The sequence below is a fragment of the Streptococcus sp. genome (assembly GCF_032481935.1).
Classification (GTDB): Bacteria; Bacillota; Bacilli; order Lactobacillales; family Streptococcaceae; genus Streptococcus.
In genome coordinates, this window is the sequence record NZ_JAWERU010000025.1 from 1 (window position 1) to 24,639 (window position 24,639).

Below are 24,639 nucleotides of genomic sequence, written 5' to 3' on the forward strand. Positions count from 1 at the left end.
TTCAAAGGCAACCTTGACAGAGGTATCCACACAATATTCTGTCTGCATACCACATAAAACTAATTTTTCAATCCCCTGTTTATCCAAGTATTCTTTTAAACCAGTTTCTTTGAAAATACTGTTATACTTCTTCTGAAAGACCTTTTCATTAGGTTTTCGACTTAAAAACTCAGATAACTGCCAATCTTCTGATGTTTGGGCTTCAGGGCTCTCAATATGTTGAACATAGATAATTTCGATATTCTTGCTTCTAGCCTGGTTTTGTAAATAAGAAATTTTTTCCAATAGACTTTTTGTCTGAAACCCAGTTTCCACTAAAATATTCTGAACATCAATGATTATAAAAGCCGTCTTCATTTAGTCCTCTTTCAAATAGTGCACATAGGCGTTATAGGTTTCAAGGGTTTGGGGATAGATGGGAAATCCTTGGTGAGCTAAATGCTCTACTGTGTGGGCTGTCTCGTAGGCCACCGCCTTATTTAGCGATAGTTCAGCAATTTCACGCGCCTCATCTACTCCTGGAAAGGCACGATTATGTTCGATGTAGTCTGCAACATAGATAACTTTGTCAAAATCTGTCATCTGACTCGCTCCGACTGTATGAATTTCTATTGCACGCAGAATTTCAGAGTCTTGCAAGTTCAAATCTTCCTGAATTTTGTAGATACCGACCATACCATGCCAAACATTATTACCCCAGTTTTTGAGGTCTGGATCTAGTTGATATCGATCAATCAAGTCTAGAAACTCTTGATCTGATAGCTTTTTAGCATAGTCATGAAGAAGGCCTGCTAGACCAGCTTTCTCAACATCAATTCCAAATCGTTCTGCAAGCTCAATAGCTGCACGCTCCACACCCAGACAATGGGTTAGGCGTTTTTCAGGTAGAAGCTCCGCCATTTTTTCTAACAATTCTTCACGGGAACAGTTGATATAGTCCTGGTATGCCATCAATAAAGTCCTTCTTTCTCGATATAGTCTAGCACTGGCTTTGGCAAGAGAAAGTTAGGTGTGCGTCCTTGGGCGATGAAATCACGCACCATGCTGGATGAAATATCCATGAGGGGCACATCCACCCAGATAACTGGATAAGAAGTCCCTGCCTTGTAACGTGGACGCTGAACCCCCACAAACTGAACCAAATCGACCAATTCGTCAATTCTATACCACTTAGGCAGATAGTCTACCATATCTGCACCGATAATGAAATAATAATCTGTATCTGGATTCTTCTCTGTTAGAAGCTTCATGGTGTCGTATGTGTAAGAAATACCCTTACGTTCTAGCTCGATGGTTTCAATAGCTAGACCCTCGATTCCATCAATCGCTAACTCAAGCATTTTGAGACGGTGGTGTTCAGGAATGGTTTCCTTTTTATCTACGTGAGGTGGTTGATATTCGGGCATGAGCAAAACCTGGTCCAATCCCAACTGTTGGCGCACTTGGTCTGCCACGATCAGATGGGCATTATGAACGGGATTAAAATTTCCACCCAAAATACCTACTTGTTTGCGTTTTTTATCCTTGATTTCTGGCTCTAACTCCACTTTTGTAAAGGGAGTTAATAATTCAATTGCCATAGGTTAATCTCCTTTACTCTTCTGTAAAAACAGCTTTTGGGAGTATCGTTCTTAGATTTCTTTAACTTTTTTAGAAATCTTGCGATTTTCTTTCTTGCTTGATTGTTTATACAAAATCAAGATACGTCCGATTTTTTGGACTGTATCCACACCAATTTCTTCTTCCAAGATTTCAGCTACTTCGTGGATATTTTCATCTGTGTTTTGCAAGAGAGTAACCTTGATCAATTCACGAGCGTCAAGAGCCTGACGAACGCTGGTTTTGATTTGATCGTTGAGACCATTTTTCCCGATTTGGATGATGGGTTTGAGGGTGTGTGCCTGGCTGTTGAGGAAGGCACGTTGTTTTGATGTTAGTGACATATTCTTTCTTCCTTTTTTGATAGTTATTTTAGGTGGTGGGGGACGGTCGGAACTAATTTTTCAATGATTTCATCTTTGAAAAATGGATTTCCTGACCTCACAATTGAGCCTAGGTCTCAATTGTGCCCCTTGCCAATCTAAAGATTGGCAATCACACCACGGCAATAACTATCTTTTTATGAGCTCACTTTGTTCGCTCGGTGATTTTATTTTAAATAATTGCTTTTCGTGTGACGACGGCGACGCCTTCTGGTGCCCAGACGGCTACTTTGGCAGTGCCTGTTACGCGGATCCAGCCTAGGCCTGAGATGACTAGGTCTGTCTTGTCCTTGATGGTAAATACATGTTGGACTAGTTTTGGAAAATCTTCTTTTTCCTTGTTATTTGGTGGTGTAAGGAGGGTTCCAAGGTGCTTGTCGTAAAAGGCACTGGCTCCTTCTAGCTTGGTGCGATGAAGTTTGAGTTCATTGTCAAAGAAGGCTGTAAAACCTTGCTTTTCTCCTGCAATAAAATCAAAGCGTCCCAATCCACCTAAAAATAGGGTTTGTTCAGGATTAAGCTGATAGGTTTTTGGTTTGATTTCCTTTTTAGGACTGACATACTTGAGGTTTTTAGCCGTCAAGTAGTGAGCCATCTGGTGACGGTGGATAATTCCAGGCGTATCGTAGATATAAGAACCATCATCGAGCGGAATTTCAATCTTATCCAAGGTTGTTCCTGGGAAGCGTGAAGTTGTGATGACATTCTGGTCACCCGTGATTTCCTGGATGATGGCATTGATAAGGGTTGATTTCCCCACATTGGTCACGCCAACTACATAGACGTCACGCCCCTTACGGTAGTGCTCAATCTTATCAATGACTTCCTTAATGGCATGCTTGTTTTGTGCCGAAGTCAAGACGACATCAACAGGACGCAAGCCTTCCTCGTGAGCACGCTCCATAAGCCATTGGCTAATCTTGCCTGGTTTAACTGACTTAGGGAGGATATCTTTTTTATTTCCAACCAAGAGCACGTCATTACCTGACACAAAGCGTGGCAAACCTGGGATAACAGAGCCATTGAAGTCAAAAATATCAATGACATTGACCACCAAGGCATCACTGTCTCCTACCTCGTGCAAGAGTTTGAGGAAATCATCATCCGTTAACTGAACATCTGTGATTTCATTATAATGACGAAGACGGAAACAACGCTGGCAATAAACTTCTCCAGTTTCCAAACCTTTTTCAAGTGCTGACTGAGGTGTAAAACCAAGCCCAGTCTTATCTTCCGTCTGAATGATTACTCCACAACCAATACAGAGAATTTCTTCCATAATTAGATTCCTTTTTTATATGTAATCGGTCCGTACTTTTGAGCGATTTTTCTCATGACACGACGCTCACGCGCTCGGTTAATCTGAGTCTTAATAGAGTCGTGCTGGACCAAGGGTTTAACCAAAATCGAACGAATACCTGCTCTATGGGCTGCTCGAATATCCGTCATCAGCTGGTCGCCTACCATGACCACTTGGTCTTTTTCATAGTGGAAATGTTTCATGGCACGGTTAATTCCTAAAGTAAAGGGCTTCAGTGCCCAGTAAACATAGTCAATGTCAAATTTTTCAACTGCTCGTTTGACACGTTTGGGAGTATTGTTAGATACCACAATGATACGAATCCCAGCATCTCGGAGGTCATGCAACCATTGCTTCATCTCTACTGTTCCATCTGGATTATTCCAAGCAATGAGGGTATTATCCAGATCAACCAAAACAGCCTTGATCCCATGCTCCTGCAGGCTTTGGACTGTCAGATCATAAACTGCTTCCACAGCAAAATCTGGCATATAATTTTCAATCGCCATTCTGGCTCCTTTTCTTTCTATTTTTTAGTTTCTAGCAATTTTCTTTAGATACTGAGCCAAGATTGCCCATAAAATTAAACTAGCAATCAAAATATATATCCAGGCATTAGGCTCTTCTGTAAATGGCAGAGGGACATTCATTCCGAAAAATCCTGTAATGACTGCAAGAATGGCTAGCAAAACTGAGATAATGGTCAAGGTTGTCAAATTATCATTCAGATTGTTGTTTAGGATATTATTGTAAGATCCTGAGAGTTGTTGTAAAACCTGGGAAATCAAATCTGTCATGGACACCAACTGATGAGCTTCAATCATAGCATCATCAAACTGCTCTCTTTCCACTTCGTTAAAGTTCCGATAAAGCGCATGTCCCTGGATATGCTCCAAGAGGAGGCGATTTTGTTTAGCCGCAGCTGTCAAGTAAACCATACCAGTTTCCAAGTCAGAGAGGGCAAAGAGATTTTTTTTAGTGGTTGTTTGACGCAACAAGGCACTGATTTCATCCTTACTTTTATCCATCTGTTCAATGACAGGATAATAAGCATTGCTGATAAGCTCTAAACTAGCAAATAGAAACTTGTAGATTGAAATGATTTCATGATTTTCAAGATAGCCTAGCATCTGATCAATGACATAAGCGTTCTTATGATTGCTGATGGTAATCATTCGTTGCTTTTCCACGATAAAGGTCATAGGAATGGCTTCATAGTATTCCTTGTCCCTTTCTAAGTCAAGAACGTTGTAGATAAAGGTCACTGTCCCGTTTTCACGGTTATAATCCATGTGGGCTCGTTCGTTTCTATCCAGCGCATACTCGATGGTTTCTTTATCCAATCCATAGATTTCTGATAAATCTTCGAGATTTTTGATGATTTCCACATCTAGATTAATCCAGGTGCAACCATTCCCTAACTGCTTATCTAAAAACATCGTTTCTCCTTTATCAAACTCTTTCTATTGTACCATAAATCAAGTAAAATTTCAGTTCTCTTCTTTTCTTGAAAAATTGCTAACCACAGTAATATTGCGGTTAGGAACAAAGTGAAGGGCTTGGTCATCACTTCTCAGTTGAGTCGTTCGAATTCCGACACTAACTACTTTTCCTGATACAGTAATAGGCCCATTGGTCAAAACAACTTCATCTCCTACATCCAACTGGCGTTCAAAGAGAATAAAGAAGCCATTGATGACGTCTGATAGAAAACCTTGTGCCCCCATACCGATAGCCACACCAGCAATCCCCGCACCCGCAAGCAAGCTAGAAACAGGCAACCCTAAAATAGACAAGATACAGTAAATCAAGAAGAAATAAAGCGTGTAGTTGAAAATATTTTCAAGCAAACGAGAAATGGTCTTCTGTCTACCTGCATCTCGATTTGAAAACTTAAGTGAAGGTTTAACAATCTTTCGTACAGCAACATGGAGAAACTTTTTGGCAATATAAAAGATAAGAATCAGTAGCAAAAGGGAAATCACCTTGGTCAAGAGATTCTCTAAAACAGTTGTTACATCTAATTTATCCAGGTAACGTTGAAAAAATTCTTGCATATAAAACTCCTTTTCTATTCATTATACCATAAATCCTTCCTCGTCATCCTTTTCATAAATATTCATTTATTCCAACAAAACTTATAACTCACTTGCTTTTCAAGTATATTTATACTATAATCATAAACAATACACAAAAAGGAGACCTCTATGAAAAGAATTATTCGTGCTTGGAACAAAACAAATCTTATCAAACGGATCGGGATTGGAATGACCTTGGGAGCTATTCTAGGTCTACTTGTTCCTAATCTAACTGGCATTGGTTTATTGGGAGATTTATTTGTAGGAGGACTAAAAGCTATCGCTCCTATCCTGGTTTTTGCTTTAGTCGCTAATGCCCTTTCCCAACACCAGAAAGGCCAAGATAGCAATATGAAAAAAGTCATTTTCCTCTATTTGCTGGGGACTTTTGCTGCGGCTCTTGTAGCAGTTTTGGCTAGCTTTCTCTTCCCTGTTCAGATGGTCTTGAGTAGTGCTAGTACAGAAGTTACTCCTCCAGACGGCATCGGACAAGTACTCAGTAATCTCCTACTAAAAATAGTAGACAATCCTGTCAATGCCATCATCGAAGCTAACTATATTGGAATTTTGTCTTGGGCTATCGTCTTTGGAGTTGCCATGCGAGAAGCTAGCAAAAATAGCAAGGAGCTACTCAAAACAATGGCCAGTGTGACTTCAAAAATTGTCGAATGGATCATCAACCTTGCGCCATTTGGTATCCTCGGATTAGTCTTCGAAACCATCTCTGGCCAAGGTATTGCGAGTTTAGCAAATTACGGAATCTTACTCGGACTTTTGATTGCCACTATGGTTTTCGTTGCCCTAGTGATCAATCCTCTGATCGCTTTTCTCTTTATAAAGAAAAATCCTTATCCACTTGTTTGGAAATGTTTGCGTATCAGCGGAGTCACAGCCTTTTTCACTCGAAGCTCAGCTGCTAATATCCCTGTTAATATGAAACTCTGTGAGGATCTAGGGCTTAATCCAGATACCTATTCTGTCTCTATCCCACTTGGATCAACTATCAATATGGCTGGAGCTGCTGTTACCATCAACATCTTAACCCTAGCTGCTGTCAATACCCTTGGAATCTCAGTTGATTTTGCAACAGCCTTTGTACTCAGTATCGTTGCAGCCATCTCTGCCTGCGGTGCTTCAGGAATTGCTGGAGGTTCTCTCCTACTTATCCCGGTTGCTTGCAGTCTCTTTGGGATTACCAATGATATTGCTATGCAGGTTGTGGGTGTCGGATTCGTCATCGGTGTTATCCAAGACTCTTGCGAAACAGCCCTCAACTCTTCAACAGATGTCCTCTTTACAGCAGTTGCTGAATTTTCCTCTGCTCGCAAAAAATAATCTAGACAAGCCTTTTTAGGGCTTGTTTTGTCTGATTTCTATCATTTATTATAGGAAATGTCTCATGTCTATCACCCAACGTACTTTTAAACTCGTTCTGGCAACCTGTTTGGCCTGTGTTCTAGCCTACTTTCTGGATTTATCTTCAGCAGTGTCCGCTGGTATCATTGCCCTATTGAGCTTATCGGATACCCGTAGAAGCACCATTAAGCTAGCTCGCAATCGTTTATTTTCAACCCTTCTTGCTCTTTTCATTGGTGTCCTTTCCTTTCACCTGACTGGCTATCACATCTGGAGTTTTGGTCTCTATTTGGCCCTCTATGTCCCTCTAGCCTATAAACTGGGCTGGGAGATTGGCATTACCCCGAGTAGTGTCCTGGTCAGTCATCTCTTGGTTCAGAAGTCTACATCACCAGAACTGTTAGTGAATGAACTCCTCCTATTTCTGATCGGTACGGGATTCGCCTTGACTGTCAATCTTTACATGCCTTCTCGGCAAGAAGAAATCCATCTCTATCATCTCAAGGTAGAAGAAAAACTCAAACACATCCTACAACGTTTTGAGTATTATCTTGGAAAGGGCGATGGTCGTAACCGTGCCCAACTCGTTGAAGAACTGGATCAGCTTCTTGAAGAAGCTCTCAAACTGGTCTATCTTGATCACTCTGACCACCTCTTTCATCAGACCGACTATCATATCCACTATTTCGAGATGAGACAGAGACAGAGTCGTATTCTTCGTAATATGGCCCAGCAAATCAATACCTGTAATCTAGCCGCAAGCGAAAGCCTAATCCTTGCCCAGCTATTTGCTAAAATTGCGGATCAACTCAGTCAGACCAATCCTGCCAATGATTTATTAAATGATATTGAAAGCTACCTGCAAGTATTTCGCAATCGCAATCTCCCTAAAACAAGGGAAGAATTTGAAACACGCGCAACCTTACTTCAACTCCTGCGCGAATTGGAAAACTTTATCCAACTGAAAGTTGACTTCTATCAACGCTATTCTGAAGAAAAAAGCAAGCTATCTTAATCAAAAAAACTTCTATCAGCCAACTAGTTGCTAATAGAAGTTTTTGTTATTTTAGGATTCGAATTGGTGATTAGTGTTTTTTTCGAATCGACATAAGACTGATATCTCGCAAACTAAAGTACGTGAGGACCAGCATGGCTACTGTGATAAAGAATTCTGTTGGTAGCTGAAAGATTTGCAGGATGGACAACATAAGCAAAATCACAAGGGAAACGAGACCAAAAACAAGAATTACAATATTAACCGTTCCCTTGATACTTTGAGGTGTCGCAAATATATAGAGTAAGAGTAATAAAATCCCTATGATTAAATAGACCATTTTCTGCTCTTTCTAGCTCTTATTCAGCTGATTTTTTCTTTTTGTTTGCTTTCTCACGCTCTGCCTTGTTAAGGATTTGTTTACGCAAACGAATAGATTCAGGCGTTACTTCCATGTATTCATCGTCGTTCAAGAACTCAAGTGATTCTTCAAGCGTCAAGATACGAGGAGTCTTGATTACCGCTGTTTGGTCCTTAGTTGCTGAACGAACGTTGGTCATTTGTTTCGCTTTCGTAATATTAACAGTCAAGTCATTTTCACGAGAGTTTTCACCGATAATCATGCCTTCGTAAACCTCAGTACCTGGGTTAACAAAGATTGTTCCACGTTCTTCGATAGACATGATAGAGTATGTTGTTGCCTTACCAGTATCGATAGAAACAAGGGCACCACGGTGACGTCCACCGATTTCACCTGGAATCAATGGCAAGTATTGGTCGAAGGTATGGTTCATGATACCGTAACCACGAGTCATTGACAAGAACTCAGTTGAGTATCCAATCAAACCACGCGCAGGAACTAGGAAGACCAAACGAGTTTGACCATTACCAGTTGAAATCATATCCAACATTTCACCTTTACGTTCAGAAAGACTTTGGATAACAGATCCTTGGTATTCTTCTGGTGTGTCAATTTGCACGCGTTCAAACGGCTCACATTTAACACCATCGATTTCTTTTACGATAACTTCTGGACGAGATACTTGAAGCTCATAACCCTCACGACGCATTGTTTCGATAAGGATTGACAAGTGCAATTCCCCACGTCCTGATACAGTCCATTTATCTGGTGAATCAGTTGGCTCAACACGAAGAGAAACGTCTGTTTGCAATTCTGCTTGAAGGCGCTCTTCTACCTTACGAGAAGTGACCCATTTACCTTCCTTACCAGCAAATGGTGAGTTGTTGACCAAGAAGGTCATTTGAAGAGTTGGTTCATCGATGTGAAGAACTGGAAGAGCTTCAACTGCGTCTGTCGGAGTGATGGTTTCACCGACAAAGATATCTTCCATACCTGATACGGCAATCAAGTCACCAGCTTTGGCTTCTTGAATTTCACGACGTTCCAAACCAAAGAAACCAAAGAGTTTTGTGACACGGAAGTTCTTAGTTGTACCATCCAATTTAGAAAGGGTAACTTGGTCCCCAACCTTTACACTACCACGGAAGACACGTCCGATACCGATACGACCTACGAAGTCGTTGTAGTCAAGAAGTGACACTTGGAATTGAAGGGGCTCATCTGAGTTATCAACTGGAGCTGGAATGTGGTCGATAATCGTATCAAAGATTGGCGCCATAGTCTTTTCTTGATCTGCTGGATCATCTGACAATGAAGATGTTCCGTTGATCGCTGACGCATAAACGACTGGGAAGTCAAGCTGGTCATCATCCGCACCAAGCTCGATGAAAAGTTCCAAGACTTCATCCACTACTTCTGCTGGACGAGCTGATGGCTTATCGATTTTGTTAACCACAACGATAGGCACAAGGTCTTGTTCCAAGGCTTTTTTCAATACGAAACGAGTCTGTGGCATAGTTCCTTCGTAAGCATCTACGACCAAAACAACACCGTCAACCATTTTCATGATACGCTCAACTTCTCCACCGAAGTCCGCGTGTCCTGGTGTGTCCATGATGTTGATACGAGTCCCGTTGTAGGCAACGGCTGTATTTTTCGCAAGAATGGTGATTCCACGCTCTTTCTCAATATCGTTTGAGTCCATTGCACGCTCAGCTAACTCTGTACGCGCGTCAAGAGTTTCAGATTGTTTCAACAATTCGTCAACGAGGGTCGTTTTACCGTGGTCGACGTGGGCGATAATCGCGATATTACGGATATCTTCTCTTAATTTTGTCATGATTTCCTCTATTGTATTCAAAAATTTATTTTCTAACTGAACGATTATACCACAATTTTAAGCAAATGACTTAATTCAAGTAAGTGTAAATGTTTTCAAAAGAAAATTCATTCCTTCTCTTTTCTTTTCAAAAATCCCGACTTGTGATAAGATAGGCTGGTATGCGTTTAGATAAATTATTAGCCCAGGAAAAAATCAGCCGTAAGGCCATGAAACAAGCTCTTTTGAAAAAAGAAATCTTTGTAGATGGACACCTTGCTCGTTCCCTTGCACAGAATGTTGATACAGGGTTGCAAGAGCTGATTTTCAAAGATAGAAAAATCCAAGGATATGAACACACCTACCTCATGCTCCATAAGCCAAATGGAGTCGTGACTGCAAGCAAGGATAAAAAACTCCCAACTGTCATGGACCTTCTTCCTCAGCATCTCCAGTCTGACCAACTCTACGCCATCGGCCGTCTGGATCGGGATACGACGGGTCTCCTCCTCTTAACGGATAATGGTCCCCTAGGTTTTCAACTCCTCCATCCTCAGTATCATGTGGATAAAACTTACCAAGTAGAGGTCAATGGGCCACTAACTCCCGACCATATTCAAGAGTTTAAAGATGGGATTACCTTTCTTGATGGAACTATCTGTAAACCTGCTCAACTTGAGATTTTATCCTCAAGTCCTAGTCTCAGCCAAGCCACTATCACCATCTCTGAAGGAAAGTTTCATCAGGTTAAAAAAATGTTCCTCTCTGTTGGTGTCAAGGTCACTGCTCTTAAACGAGTTCAATTTGGAGATTTTATATTGGACCTTGAGCTAGCAGAAGGTGATTTCCGACCTCTAAACAAAGAAGAATTGCAGGTTATTAAAAATTACTTAGAAAACAGTGGATAAAACAAAAAAAGCTTTAAACAAATAAAGCTTTTTAAAATCTTCTTTAGCGTATAAATACCATGACACCTAAAATAAAGTGAAGTGCAGAAATTACAATCCCTAGGATGGACAGATTTTTTTCTCTCTTATAATCTAGCCCAGATTCTTTTTGATGTGAGTTAGCTAAGACTAGACCAATAATACCCAAAATCAAACTTACCACTGGCGATAGCAAACCAAGAATGATAGACAAGATACCTAAAACAAGTGATGCTTTTTTCTTTTCTTGCATATTCTAAAAACTCCTTAAACTCATACAAATGAATAATACTATAAAAATTAGCTTTATCAATTGGATAAAACAAAAAAAGCTTTTAAAGATAAAGCTTTTTTTGTTAGAATCCTGATTAGTGCATCATCAAAACGACTCCTGCAATCCAGTTAAGGACTGAAATGACAATCCCAACGATATTGAGAATTCGTTCTGTTTTGTAATCAAGCTCAGATTCTTTTTGATGTGAATTAGCCAAGACTAGACCAATGATCCCCAAAACGAGACCTACGATTGGAGATAGCAAACCAAGGACGATAGATAGGACACCTAAAACAAGTGATGGTTTTTTCTTTTCTTTCATCTTCAAAAAACTCCTTAAATTTTATACTAACAATTATACCATAAAAAGCCAAGACTTTATATTAAACATATGTGACAAGTTTTTTCACATTGTTAATTAGATTTCACCTTCCCTGTCCAAGAATCCAATCCGTAAGAGAGGATATAGATTTCTGAGAAACCTTGTTTTTTCAAGAAAAGTGCTGCATTTGTGACACGTTGCGCACGTTGGTTTTCATAGAGAAGGACAGGTTTATCCTTGCGAAGAGCTGCCAGACTTGTCTTCAATTGATTTGAAGGAATATTACGAGCTCCGAGGATATGTTTTCTGTGGAAATCAGCTGGATCACGCAAATCAATCAACTGACCCGTACGAATCAAAGACTCAAACTCTGCATTGTCTACAATTTTCGCTGCACGACGAATGCGAAGATAGTTATATCCCATCCAAGCCAACATCGCTATAATAAGTCCCCATAATACCCAAGTTACCATATTACCTAATCTCCATTTTTTTCTAAATAGTCTAATTCTAGTTTGTGCTCTCTGCGAAGAACAGCCTCCGCTTCAAGATAATCCAGCTTGTCCATCAAGCCTGCATCATAGATTCGAGATAGCTCGATCTTCATCAGTTCAATGTCATAGAGACGTTTTCCCATATAGACAATGATACCAAACTGTTTGAGAAATTGTTGCACATCGTAGAGTGTTTTCATAGCTTTCATTTTAGCAAATAATCAGAGTTTTTTCAATAGTTCCCTAATAGTTCGGGGTAGGTTTCCTTTTTTCACTATTATCTGAATTTCTTTACACTATGACAAAGAAGAAAACCTAGAGTCATTCCAACGATATTTTGCAGGAAATTTGGGATGATTTCTGGTATGGCTGCTCCCCAACCATTCATCCAAGCTGATGCCAAGGCATAGCCAGCTACCATGAGAATAGTCGCCAAGACTAAGCCTAGCCATTGCCATTTTCCTTTAAAACCTGCAAAATAGCCTTGTAAACCATGGTTAATTAAGCTAAAAATCACCCACTGAGGGTAGCCTGAAATGAGGTCAATAAGAAATCCTGCTAAACCTCCAACAACGGCCCCTTCACGACTGCCAAAGTAAAAGGCTGTGAAGAAGACTCCAACGTCCAAAAGTGTTAGAAATCCAGTTGGTGTCGGGATTTTTATAAAATACCCCAATACGACAGAACTAGCTGCCAAGATGGATACTAGGGCAATTTTAGTTGTTTTGGTTTGCTTCATACTGTCTCACTCCATATTGATCTGCTTGAGCAATAGCTCGGTAAACAAAGGCCTTGGAACTTTCAATTGCTGGTAATAGTTCCTCTCCCTTGACTAACTGACTAGCAATGCTTGAGGCAAAGGTACATCCTGCACCAGCATTTTGTCCTTGGATGACTGGATTTTCAAGAATAGTAAAATTCTCTCCGTCATAAAAGACATCCACAGCCTTACCCTGACTGAGGCGATTTCCACCCTTGATAATCACTGCTGGTGCACCCAAGTCATGTAATTTCTGCGCTGCAGCCTTCATGTCTTCCAGACTTTCAATCTTTTGGTCTGCAAGCAACTCTGCCTCAGGAAGATTAGGAGTAATCACTGATACATAAGGGAAAAAGCGAATCAACTCTTGACAGAGCTCGCTGACTGCAACGTCGTGCGTTTCTTTACAAACCAATACAGGGTCCAAGACTACTGGAACTCCTGCGCGTTCCTTAATGAAATTCAATGCTTTTTCAGCAACACCAACAGTCGGCAAGAGACCAATCTTAATCCCTCCAAAGTCTACGCTTTTAAGACTATCCAACTGTTGTTGGAAAATAGTCTCATCTGTCGGGAAGACTTCAAAACCATTTTCCGTCAAAGCAGTTAAGCAAGTCATAGCTACAAAACCATGTAAACCATTTAAAGTATAGGTCGCAAGGTCAGCAGCTAGTCCACCACCACTAAAAATATCATTTCCTGAAAGTGCTAAAATACGATTATTCTTCATAACGAATCTCCTTCAAATACAAACCATTTGGTGCTGCAGTTGGACCTGCCAACTGTCTATCTTTTTTCTCCAAGATGAGGTCAATCTGTTCAATCGGCATACGATTGTTACCAATTTTAAGCAGGGTTCCAACCATATTTCGAATCTGCTTATAGAGGAAACCATTTCCTGAGAAGGTAAAGGTCAAAAACTGCCCTGTTTCATCAACCCTAAGACTAGCTTCCGTGATCGTTCTTACCTTGTCTTCCACACTAGTCCCTGATGCTGTAAAACCAGTAAAGTCATGTGTTCCCTCTAATTTTTTTACAGCAAGCTGCATCCGCTCCACATCTAGTGGATAGGGATAATGAGTCGCATAATGGCGACGCATAGGATTTTTAGGACGTCCTCTATCTACGATAAACTCGTAGGTCTTGCTATGCTTGGCATAACGACAATGAAAATCGTCAGCCACAATCTCAATCGAAATCACATCGATATCTTCAGGACTTTGGGTATCGAGAGCAAAGCGAAGTTTCTCCTCATCCATCTGATAGGGAAGATCAAAGTGGATGACCTGTCCTAAAGCATGAACACCACTATCCGTTCGCCCAGCGCCATGAATGGTAATAGCTTGTCCCTTATTTAATTTTGTTAAAGTTTTTTCAATTTCCTCTTGGACACTACGCGCGTGAGGTTGCCGTTGAAAACCAGCAAAAGCGTAGCCATCATAAGAAATTATAGCTTTATATCTCGTCATGTATCTATTTTATCAAGAAAATTTCTCTGCAACAAGTTTGAGAATTAAAAATTGTAAGGGGACAGTTCCTCGAAGTTATTTATGTTCTATCTGACCTTTTTCATGATGTATTTTCGTATAGGTACTTCAACCATTTGAACGATTTCAAATCCTTCTTTTTGGTAAAGATTATAAGCTGTTTGATTTGCCTCGTAGACATTTAGAGAAATAGTATCTATGTCTTCATTTTCAAAGGCCAAACTAACAAATTTCCTTAAAGCCTGGCTACCTAACCCCTGCCCCTGTTTCTGGGGATTGATAAAAAATCTCCCGATATGAAGATTCCTGTCTTCTAGCCTGATTTTCTGGATAAGCCCCACAAACTCTTGTCCATCAAAGATTGAAAAGATTCCTTCCAAATCTTGCAAGACTTGAATTGTCAAGGGAAAAGGAATCATTGGTCCCATCCATTGCTTCTGAAAACTTTCTCCCAAAGCATTAGACCACTGACAAATGAGTTGGGCATTTTCTATCTGAAGTCCTTTTTCAAAGTGAATTTTCATAGTTGCTCCTAAAATTTCTCCTTTATCCAACTATTATACTCTTTCTCTTATTTTTTCCGAATAAATAAGTATGATTCATCTTTATTTTTTTCTTGTTGGAACGATTCTTGCTTCCTTTCTAGGCTTAGTCATCGATCGCTTTCCTGAGCAGTCTATTATCTTTCCTGCTAGTCACTGCGATTCCTGTCAGACTCGCTTACATCCCTTGGATTTGATTCCAATTGTCTCTCAAGTAGTACATCGCTTTCGTTGTCGCTACTGCAAGGCTCCTTATTCTGTCTGGTATGCCCTATTTGAACTAGGCTTAGGACTCCTCTTTCTATCTTGGTCTTGGGGATTTCTTTCCTTGGGGCAAGTCATCCTAATCACTGCTGGTTTGACCTTGGGCATCTATGACTTTCGCCATCAGGAATATCCCCTACTGGTCTGGATGACTTTCCACCTAATCCTCATGGCTTCCTCTAGCTGGAATCTGGTCATGGTCTTCTTCCTTGTCCTTGGAATTTTGGCTCACTTTATCGATATCCGCATAGGTGCAGGGGATTTTCTCTTTCTGGCCTCTTGTGCACTTATTTTTAGCCTAACTGAAATGCTGATTTTAATTCAATTTGCCTCCACGACCGGTATCCTAGGCTTTCTCCTACTAAAGAAAAAGGAAAGACTTCCTTTTGTGCCTTTCCTCTTACTTGCTGCTTGCGCGATTATTTTTGGTAAGCTACTGCTTCTCGTATAAAGTCAGCGATTTCTGCTACTTGTCCTTCATGTAGAGCCTTAACAATCTTGGAACCGACGATAACGCCGTCCGATACCTCATTGAAACGTTCTACATCAGCCTGAGTGGATACACCAAACCCTGTCAAAACTGGAATGTCTGCCACTTGATGAAGTTGAGACAAGTGCTTGTCCAAGTCATCTCGGTAATTTCCTGATTTCCCTGTTACCCCATTGATAGCAACGGCATAGACAAAACCTTCTGCCCCTTCAATGAGTTCTTTTTGACGGTCAATTCCTGTCGTCAAGCTGACAAGTGGAATCAAGGCAATGTCTGTATCCGCCAAATATGGCTCTACAAAGTTGGCATGTTCATGAGGGAGGTCTGGGATAATCAAGCCCTTAACTGCTGTATCAGCAAGGTCTTTAACCAATTTCTCCACACCGTACTGAAAGAGGGGGTTAAAGTAGGTCATGATGACAAGCGGAATTTCTGTTTCAATGGTTTTCAAGGTTTCAACCAAAGCCTGGGTAGAGGTTCCGCGAGCTAGACTGCGCAAGCCTGCTTCTTCAATAACAGGTCCATCTGCAACCGGATCCGAGAAAGGAACTCCCACCTCAATGGCAGACACACCCAGATCTTCTAAAAAGTGAATTGTTTCACCGAGACCATTCAAACCTTTTTCGTGGTCTCCAGCCATGATATAGGCAACAAAAATTCCCTTTCCAGTTGCTTTAATAGCGTTCAGTTTTTCTGTTAGTGTCTTAGGCATGAGCTTCTCCCTTCTTTGCTGCGTCTGCTTCCAAGCGGTCTTTGACTTGAACTACATCCTTGTCCAAGCGGTCTTTGACTTGAACTACATCCTTGTCCCCGCGACCTGATAGACAGACAATCATAGACTTGTCTGGACCAAGTTCTTTGGCTAATTTCACCGCAAAGGCAATGGCATGGCTAGATTCCAAGGCTGGGATAATCCCTTCCACACGAGACAAGAGTTGGAATCCTTCCAAGGCTTCTTCATCTGTCACAGGCACATAGCTGGCACGTTTGATATCATGATAGTGAGAGTGTTCTGGACCGATACCAGGATAGTCCAAACCTGCTGAAATAGAGAAAGCTTCAAGAATTTGCCCATGAGCATCTTGGAGAACATCCATGAGGGAACCGTGAAGGACACCTGGACGACCCTTGGTCAAGGTAGCTGCGTGGTGCTCCGTATCCACACCAAGTCCTGCTGCTTCAGCTCCATACATAGCCACTGACTCATCTTCCACAAATGGATGGAAGAGACCGATAGCATTAGAACCTCCACCAACACAGGCTACTAGGGCATCTGGCAAATCTTGCCCTGTCAAGTCACGGTACTGTTCTTTAGCTTCCCGTCCGATGACACTTTGGAAGTCACGAACAATTTCTGGGAAAGGGTGGGGTCCTAAGGCAGAACCAAGGATATAGTGGGTATCATCGATGTTGGCCACCCAAGAACGAAGGGCTGCATTGACCGCGTCTTTAAGCACGCGCGAACCATCTGTTACAGCTTCCACCTTGGCTCCCAAAAGTTCCATACGGAAGACATTGAGGGCTTGGCGTTTAACATCTTCCTCACCCATATAGATTGTACATTCCATATTGAAGAGAGCTGCAGCAGTTGCAGTTGCAACACCGTGCTGACCGGCACCAGTTTCAGCGATAATTTTCTTTTTGCCCATGCGTTTAGCCAGAAGAACTTGTCCCAAGGCATTGTTAATCTTGTGTGCACCTGTATGGTTGAGGTCTTCACGTTTGAGGTAAATCTTGGCTCCACCAATATGCTGGGTCAAGTTTTTTGCGTAGTAAAGGGGAGTTTCACGTCCTACATACTGGCGCAAAAGTTGGTTTAACTCTTCTTGGAAACTTGGATCTGCCTGACTTTCACGATAAGCTTCTTCCAACTCCAATACTGCTGTCATCAATGTTTCTGGGACAAAACGTCCACCGAATTTCCCGTAAAATCCATCTTTATTTGGTTCTTGATATGCCATTCTTTACCCTCTCTATAAATCTTCTAATCTTTTCCTGATCTTTTTGTCCATCTGTCTCTACCCCACTTGATACATCTACTGCAAAGGGGGTAAAGTGTTGAATAGCTTCTTCTACATTATCCTCATTGAGCCCACCTGCGATGAAGAAAGGCTGAGATAGTTCTGTCGTATCCAGTTGCCCCCAATCAAAAGTCTGGCCACTTCCTGCCACAGGTGCATCAAAGAGGAGATAGTCTGCCCGAGAACTTGGCACATGGCCATTCCCACCCACCTGCACTGCCTGAATGCTGGCACAAGGCAAATTCTCAAACAAATCATCCGCCACCTGACCATGAATCTGTACCAAGTCCAAACCGACCTTTTCAATCGCTTCTAGTAATTCTGACCGACTTGGTGAAACAAATACACCAACCTTTTTCACATTAACAGGAATGAGTGTTGCCAGCTCCGCAGCCTGTTCCAAGGTCACCTGTCTTTTGCTAGGAGCAAAGACAAAACCAATGTAGTCGGCTCCTGCTGACACGGCTGTTTCCACTGCTTCTTTGGTCGATAGTCCACAAATCTTAACCTTTGTCAATCTGCAACTCCTTGATTCTCTGGGCGACATCTTCCGCTTGCATGAGGGCTGTTCCTACCAAAATTCCGTTAAAGTAGGGGGCAACTCGTTTCGCATCTGCTTCTGTAAAAATAGCAGATTCAGAAATGTAGAAGCAATCGTCCTTAAAGTATTGGGCTAAGTCTACACTAGTCTGCAAGTCAACTTCAAAGGTAGTTAAATTGCGATTGTTGACACCAATAATTTGAGCTCCCAGGCGATGAGCCACTTCTAGTTCAGCTAGATTATGAGTTTCCACCAACACTTCTAGACCAAGCTCTGTTGCATAGTCATACAGTTCATTGAGGCGTTCTTCTGATAAAGCCGCTACGATAAGCAAGATAACTGTCGCACCTGCATTGCGAGCACGAATGATTTGCTTTTCATCGATAATAAAATCCTTGTTCAGCGTCGGAATCTGTACCTGACTGGAAATCTCACGAAGGTAATCCAAATGACCTTTGAAGAAAACCTCATCTGTCAGAACAGAAATCATAACCGCACCGTTAACCTCGTAAGTCTGGGCCTGTTGAACGATATCCACATCCAGATTGATATCACCCATACTTGGACTCGCCTTCTTGACCTCTGCAATGATTTGCAAACGCTCCTGATGGTTTTTCAAATATTCAGCTAAACGATAGCTTGCTCGCAGGGGCTGAAGTTCCTCTCGTTCCATCGTTTCAACTTCACGCGCCTTTTGCTCTAGGATACGTGATAAAAATTCCTGACTCATCTTTGATACTCCTGTAATAGTCGAAGTTTTTCAAGGGCCTTACCACTGGCAATTACTTGACGTGCCATTTCAACTCCGTCTTTGATACTATCTACCTTACCATTGGCGTAGAACCCGAGGCCTGCATTTAAGACTGTTGTTTCCAAGAATGGACTTGGTTCGTTATTAAGAACGCTGACAAGGATGGCTGCATTCTCATGAGCATTACCACCACGAATGTCCTCAATGGCAATGCGTTCCATTCCCAAATCTTCTGGAGTAAAGGTTGATAAAGTAATTTCTCCATTTTCAAGAAGGGCAATACTGGTAGTTCCATTCAAACCAGCTTCATCCAATCCTTCTGGACCAGCTACTACAATAGCACGTTTGCGACCCATGTTTTTCAAGACCTGAGCAGTACTTTCCAGAAGTTCAGGACGACTGATTCCTAGAAGCTGTGTTTCCAAAACCATTGGATGGATGAGCGGTCCTGTCAAATTCATGATAGTTGGAATTCCCAACTCCAAGCGAGCTGGCATAATGTATTTCATGGCTGGGTGCATGTTTTTGGCAAAGAGAAAGACGATTCCTGTTTGGTCAAATACCTTGCCCAGTTGTGATGGTTTAAGATCAATATTGATTCCCAAAGCTTGCAAGACATCTGCTGAACCAGATTTAGAGGAGATGGAGCGATTTCCATGTTTGGCCATGTGGATTCCTCCACCTGCCAAGACAAAGGCTGCAGTTGTTGAGATGTTAAAGCTAAATGACTTATCTCCACCTGTACCACAGTTATCCATAGCATCTTGAATATTTGTTGGAATGTGTTGAGCATGTCCTCTCATAACTTGAGCGAGGGCTGTTCTTTCTTCAGGTGTTTCTCCCTTCATCTTAAGGGCTAAAAGTAGTGAAGCGATTTGTGCTTCTGTTACTCGCCCTGTCACGATGCGTTCGATCACATCTGTCATTTCAACACTTGATAAATCTTCAAAGTTGGCTAATTTTTCAATAATTTCTTTCATTTTGTGTTCCTCACTTTACAACTTTCTCGATAAAATTCTGAATAGAAGATAGGCCATCTGGCGTCCCGATACTTTCTGGATGATACTGCAAGCCATAAATCGGCAAGGTTTTGTGTTGAATCCCCATAATAGCTTGGTCATCTGTCGAACGAGCTGTCACTTCAAACTCTTCTGGCATCTCTTCGATTAAAATACTGTGGTAACGCATGACTGGACGATTGTCCTCAATTCCTTGATAGAGAACGGATGGAGTCTCAAATCGAATCTGGCTTTGTTTCCCGTGCATAACTTTAGGAGCCAAGCCCAACTTACCACCAAAGACTTCTGCAACGGCTTGGTGCCCCAAACAAATCCCTAGAATAGGTTTCTTACCCGCAAAATCACGAATCATTTCTTCCATTTTCCCAGCATCAGCTGGCCAACCTGGACCAGGAGAAAAGACCAGTCCATCTGCCTTTTCAGCATGTTCATAAAGATGTGGATCATCATTTCTCAAAACCTGAACTTCTGCGAAATTCCCTATATATTGAGCCAGGTTATAAGTAAATGAATCATAATTGTCAATCAATAAAATCATGGTCTTAGTTCTCCCATTCTAGTCATAGATTTAGCTTTGTTAATGGTTTCTTGGTATTCGTTTTGGGCGATAGAGTCGTAGACGATCCCTGCCCCAGCCTGCACATAGGCTGTTTGATTTTTGAGAATCATAGTTCGGATGGCGATGGCGAAATCCATATCACCCGTCGCAGACAAGTAGCCGATTGCTCCTGCGTATACGCCACGTTTTTCTGTTTCTAGTTCATAGATGCGTTTCATGGCCCGAATCTTTGGTGCTCCTGAAACTGTTCCAGCAGGAAGTGTTGCTTTCAAGGCATCCATGGCAGTGAGTTCTGGAAGCAAACGCCCCTTAACCACGCTGGTCAAATGCATGACATAACGGAAAAGTTCGACTTCCATATACTTGGTTACTTGGACACTTGCTGTTTCAGCAATTCGACCGATATCATTTCGTCCCAAGTCCACCAACATTCGGTGTTCTGCCGTTTCCTTTTCATCAGAAAGTAGATCACTTGCAAGTGCCGCATCTTCCTCGTCATTGGCACCTCTAGGACGTGTACCTGCAATTGGATTGGTTGTCACAATGCCATTTTTGACGGAAACCAAGCTCTCAGGACTGGCACCGATAATTTGATAATTTCCAAAGTCATAAAAGTAGAGGTAATTTGATGGATTGGTCACTCGGAGATTTCTGTAGAAGTCAAAAGGATTTCCAGTTACTTCTGCGGAGAAGCGCTGACTGAGCACACATTGAAACATATCTCCATTACGAATCAAGTCGCGAGCTGTTTCTACCATTTCTTCAAATTTCTGAGGTGCAATATGTGGTCTAAACTGAAGTGGAGAAACATCCAAATCTTCAAATTCATTTGGAGCAGGGATTTTCAACTCTTCTAAAACCTGATCTAAAGCCACTTTTAGCTCATCATTGCTCCGATCACTGTAAAGAGCATCCTCGATGATATGAATTTTTTCTTTCTTGTGGTCAAAAACTATATAACTCTCATATACGAAGAAATGCATATCTGGTGTCCCAATCGTATCCTCAGGGAGCTGGCCAATCTCTTCATATAGAGAAATCATATCGTAACCAACAAAGCCAATCGCTCCACCACCAAAAGGTAGGTCTGAATGGTGCTGGCTCTTATGAGTTACCTCATAGAGAAAATCCAAGGGGTCACGATCAATCACCTGGCCATTTTGATAAAGAACTCCATTCTCAAACTTAATCTCAAAAACTGGACTATAGGCCAAGATAGAAAATCGAGCATCTTCCTTTTCTCTTGGGATACTTTCAAGTATGACCTTGTGTTGTCCGTTCAAGCGCATATACGCCAAGATTGGTGATAAAACATCTCCGTGAATGATTCGTTCCATTGTAATTTCCCTTTCAGTTCTTCTTAAATCCCGTGTTTATTCTACAAAAAATCCCCACGCAAAATAACTTGCGTGAGGACGAAATTCGCGGTGCCACCTCAATTATTGGATTTCTCCTATCTCTCATTCCTGTCTCAGAACCTTCTTGTAACAGGCTGTGCGATAAAGGGCACTCCCTTGAGAATTATATATTCTTCTCTCGTTTGAGATGGACCCAACCTTACAGCTTTCTCTGCTTGTTTTCAGCAACCACAAGCTCTCTGAGAGAGAAATCTCTGTATCTTTTCCATCTTTTATTTTTTAGCTTCAAGGTAGTCTGCAATAGCAGCTACGTCCTTGTCTCCACGACCAGAGACATTGATGATGATAATCTCATCTTTACTTAGTTTTGGTGCTCGTTTGACTGCTTCTGCGATAGCATGGGAGCTTTCAATAGCTGGGATAATTCCTTCAGTCTTGCTAAGTAGAAGCAAGGCTTGAACAGCTTCTTCATCAGTCGCTGCAACATACTCTACACGACCAGAATCTTTAAAGAAGGCGTGTTCTGGCCCAACCCCTGGATAGTCTAAACCAGCAGAGATAGAGTAAACAGGTGCAACATTTCCATCTTCACCAAAGACTGCATAGGTTTTCATTCCATCGACAATTCCTACACTACCCTTGGTCATTGTTGCCGCGTGTTTATCGGTATCTAAACCGTGACCAGCAGCTTCTACTCCAACCAATTTAACTTCTTCATCAGCTACATACTGTGAAAAAGCTCCGATGGCATTGGAACCACCACCCACACAGGCAATGACGTAGTCTGGCAAACGTCCTTCTTTTTCCAAGATCTGACGTCGTGACTCTTCACTAATAACCTTTTGGAATTCATGAACAATCGTTGGGTAAGGATGAGGTCCAACAGCAGATCCTAAAACGTAGAAAGCTTCAAGGTCGTTCATCCATGCTCCAAAGGCTGCATCAACCGCATCTTTAAGGGTACGTGTTCCCGTTTCAACTGCATGAACAGTTGCTCCCATCATCTCCATGCGGAAGACATTGAGACGTTGACGCTCCACATCTTCTGCCCCCATGTAGACATCACATGCCATACCAAATTTGGCTGCCGCTGCAGCTGTCGCAACACCGTGCTGACCAGCTCCTGTTTCAGCAATCACACGTTTTTTACCCATACGTTTAGCAAGAAGGATTTGTCCAAGGACATTGTTAAGTTTGTGTGAACCAAGGTGGTTAAGGTCTTCACGCTTGAGATAAATCTTAGCTCCACCTAAGTGCTCTGTTAAGCTTTCAGCAAAATAGAGTGGAGTCTCACGACCTGAATAATCTTCCAAGTAATGACGATATTCTGCCAAAAATTCTGGATCATCCTTATATTTATCAAAAGTCACTTCCAACTCATCCAATAAAGCCTGAATTGGTTCTGGTACAAAACTACCACCAAATTGTCCAAAATATCCTTTAGTTGTCATAAAATTTTCCTCTTTTCCATTGTTCCAAAATATGAAAAAGCCCACACACGGAATATATTTCCATGTGAGGGCGTTTGTAACGCGGTACCACCTCATTTGTAAAGAGAATATCCCCTTTACATCTCTGTCTTGTCTAACAACAAGTTGCACTGTAAGGTGTGCCTACCGAATTTTCATTGTTTCAAATTCACTTTTAAAATCAGCCCAATTTCACTAGTTCCAACCACCTGTTCACAGTAACCACAGGCTCCCTGAAGATTAAAAATAATTACTTTTCTGATTTGTTGAGTTAATTATATGTTATTGTTTTTTCTTTGTCAACCGTTTTCACTAATTTTTTACTAATTTTTTTAATTAGGTAACTTCTCAAAGTAACTTCCACTTGTCTGACCAAAGTGGAAATTAGTCTAAAACGGATTTTTATGGTGGAATTAAGTGTGAGACGTTTGAGTTAGAAATGAGGCCTACTATGACCAAACATAAACACCTTACACTTTCAGACCGTCATGATATCCAACTAGGTTTAGAGCGCAGTGAAACCTTCAAAGCTATCGGGCAACTTATTCTAAAAGACCCAACTACTGTATCTAAAGAAGTCAAACGAAACAAACAAATTAGAGACTCTACCTCTAACAACCTTCCTTGCCCACTACTCGATAAAGCTTCCTTTGTCTGTAATGGGTGCCCTAAAAGAAGACAAAACTGTGGCTATCAGAGAATCTTCTACCCCGCTAAGCAAGCCCAAAAGCAGTACGAACAAACTCTTGTCGAAGCTCGCGAAGGCACTCCTCTCAACTCGCAGACTTTCTGGGACATGGACAAAGTCATTTCTGATGTGGTTAAAAAGGGACAACACATCTATCATATCCTCAAAACTCACAACCTTGATGTTAGCTCCTCGACCGTCTATAGATACATCCGAAAAGGTTATCTGTCTATCGCTCCGATTGATCTTGCCAGAGCCGTTAAATTTAAAAAAAGAAGAAAAAGTAAGCTAACTTCCATACCTAAAGAGGCTAAAAAAGGGCGTTCCTATGAGGATTTCCAAAATTATTTAGCTCTTAAGCAACTGAATTCTTGGCTGGAAATGGATACGGTTATGGGCAGAATGGGAGGCAAAGTCCTACTAACCTTCAATTTATCTTTCTGTAACTTTATCTTCGCAAGACTGCTGGATAATAAAACTGCTATTGCAGGTTACCAAACACCTCTATAAGCTCAAGAACTCTTTCACCAAGCGGACAAAGATTTCTGTCAACTCTTTCCTGTCATTCTGACAGATAATGGTGGAGAGTTTGCCAGGGTTGACGACATCGAAATGGGATGTTCGAGGAGAGAGTAAAGTTTTCTTTTGTGACCCTAATCGTTCTGACCAGAAAGGCAGAATTGATAAAAATCACACGCTGATTCGCGACATTCTACCTAAGGGAACTTCCTTTGACAACTTAACTCAAGAGGACATCAATCTCGTTTGTTCACATGTCAATAGC

The 24,639-nt window shown here is 41.5% G+C and carries 30 protein-coding genes, 1 pseudogene and 1 other annotated feature; of the genes and pseudogenes, 5 read left to right on the forward strand and 26 right to left on the reverse strand.

Features of this window, described 5'->3' with window-relative positions:
* The 8 genes from E7C97_RS06100 to E7C97_RS06135 form a co-directional block, all read right to left on the reverse strand.
* Positions 1–357: isochorismatase family protein (locus E7C97_RS06100; RefSeq protein WP_316108481.1), on the reverse strand; the 357-nt coding region annotated here is incomplete at its 3' end.
* Positions 358–951, reverse strand: coding sequence for a bis(5'-nucleosyl)-tetraphosphatase (symmetrical) YqeK (gene yqeK, locus E7C97_RS06105; protein WP_045763165.1), 594 nt, complete (start codon positions 949–951; stop codon positions 358–360). It abuts the gene before it with no gap.
* Positions 951–1,580 (reverse strand): nicotinate-nucleotide adenylyltransferase, encoded by a 630-nt coding sequence (locus E7C97_RS06110; RefSeq protein ID WP_045763164.1) that lies wholly within the window; start codon positions 1,578–1,580, stop codon positions 951–953. The genes yqeK and E7C97_RS06110 overlap by 1 nt, the downstream gene beginning before the upstream one ends.
* Positions 1,581–1,631: 51 nt before the next feature.
* Positions 1,632–1,943 (reverse strand): ribosome assembly RNA-binding protein YhbY, encoded by a 312-nt coding sequence (gene yhbY / locus E7C97_RS06115; RefSeq protein WP_000060171.1) that lies wholly within the window; start codon positions 1,941–1,943, stop codon positions 1,632–1,634.
* 211 nt (positions 1,944–2,154) lie between these two features.
* Positions 2,155–3,261: a ribosome biogenesis GTPase YqeH gene (gene yqeH / locus E7C97_RS06120; RefSeq protein ID WP_316108482.1), complete on the reverse strand. Its 1,107-nt coding sequence runs from the start codon at positions 3,259–3,261 to the stop codon at positions 2,155–2,157.
* A 2-nt stretch (positions 3,262–3,263) separates the two neighbouring features.
* Positions 3,264–3,791, reverse strand: coding sequence for a YqeG family HAD IIIA-type phosphatase (locus tag E7C97_RS06125; protein ID WP_316108483.1), 528 nt, complete (start codon positions 3,789–3,791; stop codon positions 3,264–3,266).
* Positions 3,792–3,815: 24 nt separating this feature from the next.
* The gene (locus E7C97_RS06130; RefSeq protein WP_398581240.1) at positions 3,816–4,721 is read right to left on the reverse strand and encodes a magnesium transporter CorA family protein; all 906 of its coding nucleotides are present in this window, start codon (positions 4,719–4,721) and stop codon (positions 3,816–3,818) included.
* A 51-nt stretch (positions 4,722–4,772) separates the two neighbouring features.
* The gene (locus E7C97_RS06135) at positions 4,773–5,339 is read right to left on the reverse strand and encodes a mechanosensitive ion channel domain-containing protein (RefSeq protein ID WP_316108484.1); all 567 of its coding nucleotides are present in this window, start codon (positions 5,337–5,339) and stop codon (positions 4,773–4,775) included.
* Between the two features lie 150 nt (positions 5,340–5,489).
* On the opposite strand from E7C97_RS06135, the gene sstT reads away from it, so the two are divergent.
* The gene (gene sstT / locus E7C97_RS06140; protein WP_316108485.1) at positions 5,490–6,695 is read left to right on the forward strand and encodes a serine/threonine transporter SstT; all 1,206 of its coding nucleotides are present in this window, start codon (positions 5,490–5,492) and stop codon (positions 6,693–6,695) included.
* A gap of 64 nt (positions 6,696–6,759) precedes the next feature.
* Entirely contained in the window at positions 6,760–7,731 is a 972-nt protein-coding gene (locus tag E7C97_RS06145) for an aromatic acid exporter family protein (protein WP_316108486.1), read from the forward strand.
* Between the two features lie 70 nt (positions 7,732–7,801).
* Here the strand turns inward: E7C97_RS06145 and E7C97_RS06150 are convergent, their stop codons facing one another.
* A complete protein-coding gene (locus tag E7C97_RS06150; protein WP_000262656.1) occupies positions 7,802–8,050 on the reverse strand; it encodes a DUF3165 family protein in 249 nt (82 codons plus the stop codon).
* Positions 8,051–8,069: 19 nt separating this feature from the next.
* Positions 8,070–9,911: a translational GTPase TypA gene (gene typA / locus E7C97_RS06155; RefSeq protein ID WP_075228173.1), complete on the reverse strand. Its 1,842-nt coding sequence runs from the start codon at positions 9,909–9,911 to the stop codon at positions 8,070–8,072.
* Between the two features lie 161 nt (positions 9,912–10,072).
* Here typA and E7C97_RS06160 point away from each other — a divergent pair, with 161 nt between their 5' ends.
* Positions 10,073–10,798: a pseudouridine synthase gene (locus E7C97_RS06160; RefSeq protein ID WP_049503437.1), complete on the forward strand. Its 726-nt coding sequence runs from the start codon at positions 10,073–10,075 to the stop codon at positions 10,796–10,798.
* A gap of 43 nt (positions 10,799–10,841) precedes the next feature.
* On the opposite strand, the gene E7C97_RS06165 is transcribed toward E7C97_RS06160, so the two are convergent.
* The 8 genes from E7C97_RS06165 to E7C97_RS06200 all read right to left on the reverse strand — a co-directional run bounded on the left by E7C97_RS06165 (position 10,842) and on the right by E7C97_RS06200 (position 14,677).
* The gene (locus E7C97_RS06165; protein ID WP_001156564.1) at positions 10,842–11,069 is read right to left on the reverse strand and encodes a hypothetical protein; all 228 of its coding nucleotides are present in this window, start codon (positions 11,067–11,069) and stop codon (positions 10,842–10,844) included.
* A gap of 115 nt (positions 11,070–11,184) precedes the next feature.
* Positions 11,185–11,412, reverse strand: coding sequence for a hypothetical protein (locus E7C97_RS06170; RefSeq protein WP_049503441.1), 228 nt, complete (start codon positions 11,410–11,412; stop codon positions 11,185–11,187).
* Positions 11,413–11,504: 92 nt separating this feature from the next.
* A complete protein-coding gene (locus E7C97_RS06175; RefSeq protein WP_000259322.1) occupies positions 11,505–11,885 on the reverse strand; it encodes a rhodanese-like domain-containing protein in 381 nt (126 codons plus the stop codon).
* A gap of 5 nt (positions 11,886–11,890) precedes the next feature.
* Entirely contained in the window at positions 11,891–12,115 is a 225-nt protein-coding gene (locus E7C97_RS06180; protein ID WP_000646475.1) for a YqgQ family protein, read from the reverse strand.
* Between the two features lie 68 nt (positions 12,116–12,183).
* Complete coding sequence (locus E7C97_RS06185; protein ID WP_316108487.1) at positions 12,184–12,645, reverse strand: ECF transporter S component; 462 nt, start codon at positions 12,643–12,645, stop codon at positions 12,184–12,186.
* The gene (locus tag E7C97_RS06190) at positions 12,623–13,396 is read right to left on the reverse strand and encodes a bifunctional hydroxymethylpyrimidine kinase/phosphomethylpyrimidine kinase (RefSeq protein WP_316108488.1); all 774 of its coding nucleotides are present in this window, start codon (positions 13,394–13,396) and stop codon (positions 12,623–12,625) included. The genes E7C97_RS06185 and E7C97_RS06190 overlap by 23 nt, the downstream gene beginning before the upstream one ends.
* Complete coding sequence (gene truA / locus E7C97_RS06195; protein ID WP_316108489.1) at positions 13,386–14,135, reverse strand: tRNA pseudouridine(38-40) synthase TruA; 750 nt, start codon at positions 14,133–14,135, stop codon at positions 13,386–13,388. Before truA ends, E7C97_RS06190 begins: the two co-directional genes overlap by 11 nt.
* Before the next feature lie 86 nt (positions 14,136–14,221).
* On the reverse strand, positions 14,222–14,677 hold the full coding sequence (locus tag E7C97_RS06200; RefSeq protein WP_316108490.1) for a GNAT family N-acetyltransferase: 456 nt from the start codon (positions 14,675–14,677) through the stop codon (positions 14,222–14,224).
* 70 nt (positions 14,678–14,747) lie between these two features.
* Here E7C97_RS06200 and E7C97_RS06205 point away from each other — a divergent pair, with 70 nt between their 5' ends.
* A complete protein-coding gene (locus E7C97_RS06205; RefSeq protein ID WP_049503450.1) occupies positions 14,748–15,410 on the forward strand; it encodes an A24 family peptidase in 663 nt (220 codons plus the stop codon).
* On the opposite strand, the gene trpA is transcribed toward E7C97_RS06205, so the two are convergent.
* From trpA to trpB (E7C97_RS06245), 8 genes are all read right to left on the reverse strand, one after another.
* Entirely contained in the window at positions 15,379–16,161 is a 783-nt protein-coding gene (gene trpA / locus E7C97_RS06210) for a tryptophan synthase subunit alpha (protein WP_316108491.1), read from the reverse strand. The two genes, E7C97_RS06205 and trpA, sit on opposite strands and share 32 nt — an antisense overlap.
* Positions 16,154–17,410: a tryptophan synthase subunit beta gene (trpB, locus tag E7C97_RS06215; RefSeq protein WP_316108492.1), complete on the reverse strand. Its 1,257-nt coding sequence runs from the start codon at positions 17,408–17,410 to the stop codon at positions 16,154–16,156. The genes trpA and trpB (E7C97_RS06215) overlap by 8 nt, the downstream gene beginning before the upstream one ends.
* Positions 17,388–17,987 (reverse strand): phosphoribosylanthranilate isomerase, encoded by a 600-nt coding sequence (locus E7C97_RS06220; RefSeq protein ID WP_316108493.1) that lies wholly within the window; start codon positions 17,985–17,987, stop codon positions 17,388–17,390. The genes trpB (E7C97_RS06215) and E7C97_RS06220 overlap by 23 nt, the downstream gene beginning before the upstream one ends.
* Positions 17,974–18,741, reverse strand: a complete 768-nt coding sequence (trpC, locus tag E7C97_RS06225) for an indole-3-glycerol phosphate synthase TrpC (RefSeq protein WP_316108494.1) — start codon at positions 18,739–18,741, stop codon at positions 17,974–17,976. The genes E7C97_RS06220 and trpC overlap by 14 nt, the downstream gene beginning before the upstream one ends.
* Entirely contained in the window at positions 18,738–19,742 is a 1,005-nt protein-coding gene (trpD, locus tag E7C97_RS06230; protein WP_316108495.1) for an anthranilate phosphoribosyltransferase, read from the reverse strand. Before trpD ends, trpC begins: the two co-directional genes overlap by 4 nt.
* A 10-nt stretch (positions 19,743–19,752) precedes the next feature.
* A complete protein-coding gene (locus E7C97_RS06235) occupies positions 19,753–20,319 on the reverse strand; it encodes an aminodeoxychorismate/anthranilate synthase component II (RefSeq protein ID WP_316108496.1) in 567 nt (188 codons plus the stop codon).
* A complete protein-coding gene (trpE, locus tag E7C97_RS06240; RefSeq protein WP_316108497.1) occupies positions 20,316–21,677 on the reverse strand; it encodes an anthranilate synthase component I in 1,362 nt (453 codons plus the stop codon). The genes E7C97_RS06235 and trpE overlap by 4 nt, the downstream gene beginning before the upstream one ends.
* 293 nt (positions 21,678–21,970) lie before the next feature.
* The gene (gene trpB, locus E7C97_RS06245) at positions 21,971–23,149 is read right to left on the reverse strand and encodes a tryptophan synthase subunit beta (protein ID WP_316108498.1); all 1,179 of its coding nucleotides are present in this window, start codon (positions 23,147–23,149) and stop codon (positions 21,971–21,973) included.
* A gap of 63 nt (positions 23,150–23,212) precedes the next feature.
* Positions 23,213–23,443 (reverse strand) — a binding site (T-box leader).
* 175 nt (positions 23,444–23,618) lie between these two features.
* Here trpB (E7C97_RS06245) and E7C97_RS06250 point away from each other — a divergent pair.
* Positions 23,619–24,639: pseudogene (locus E7C97_RS06250) on the forward strand (IS30 family transposase); the annotation flags it as partial.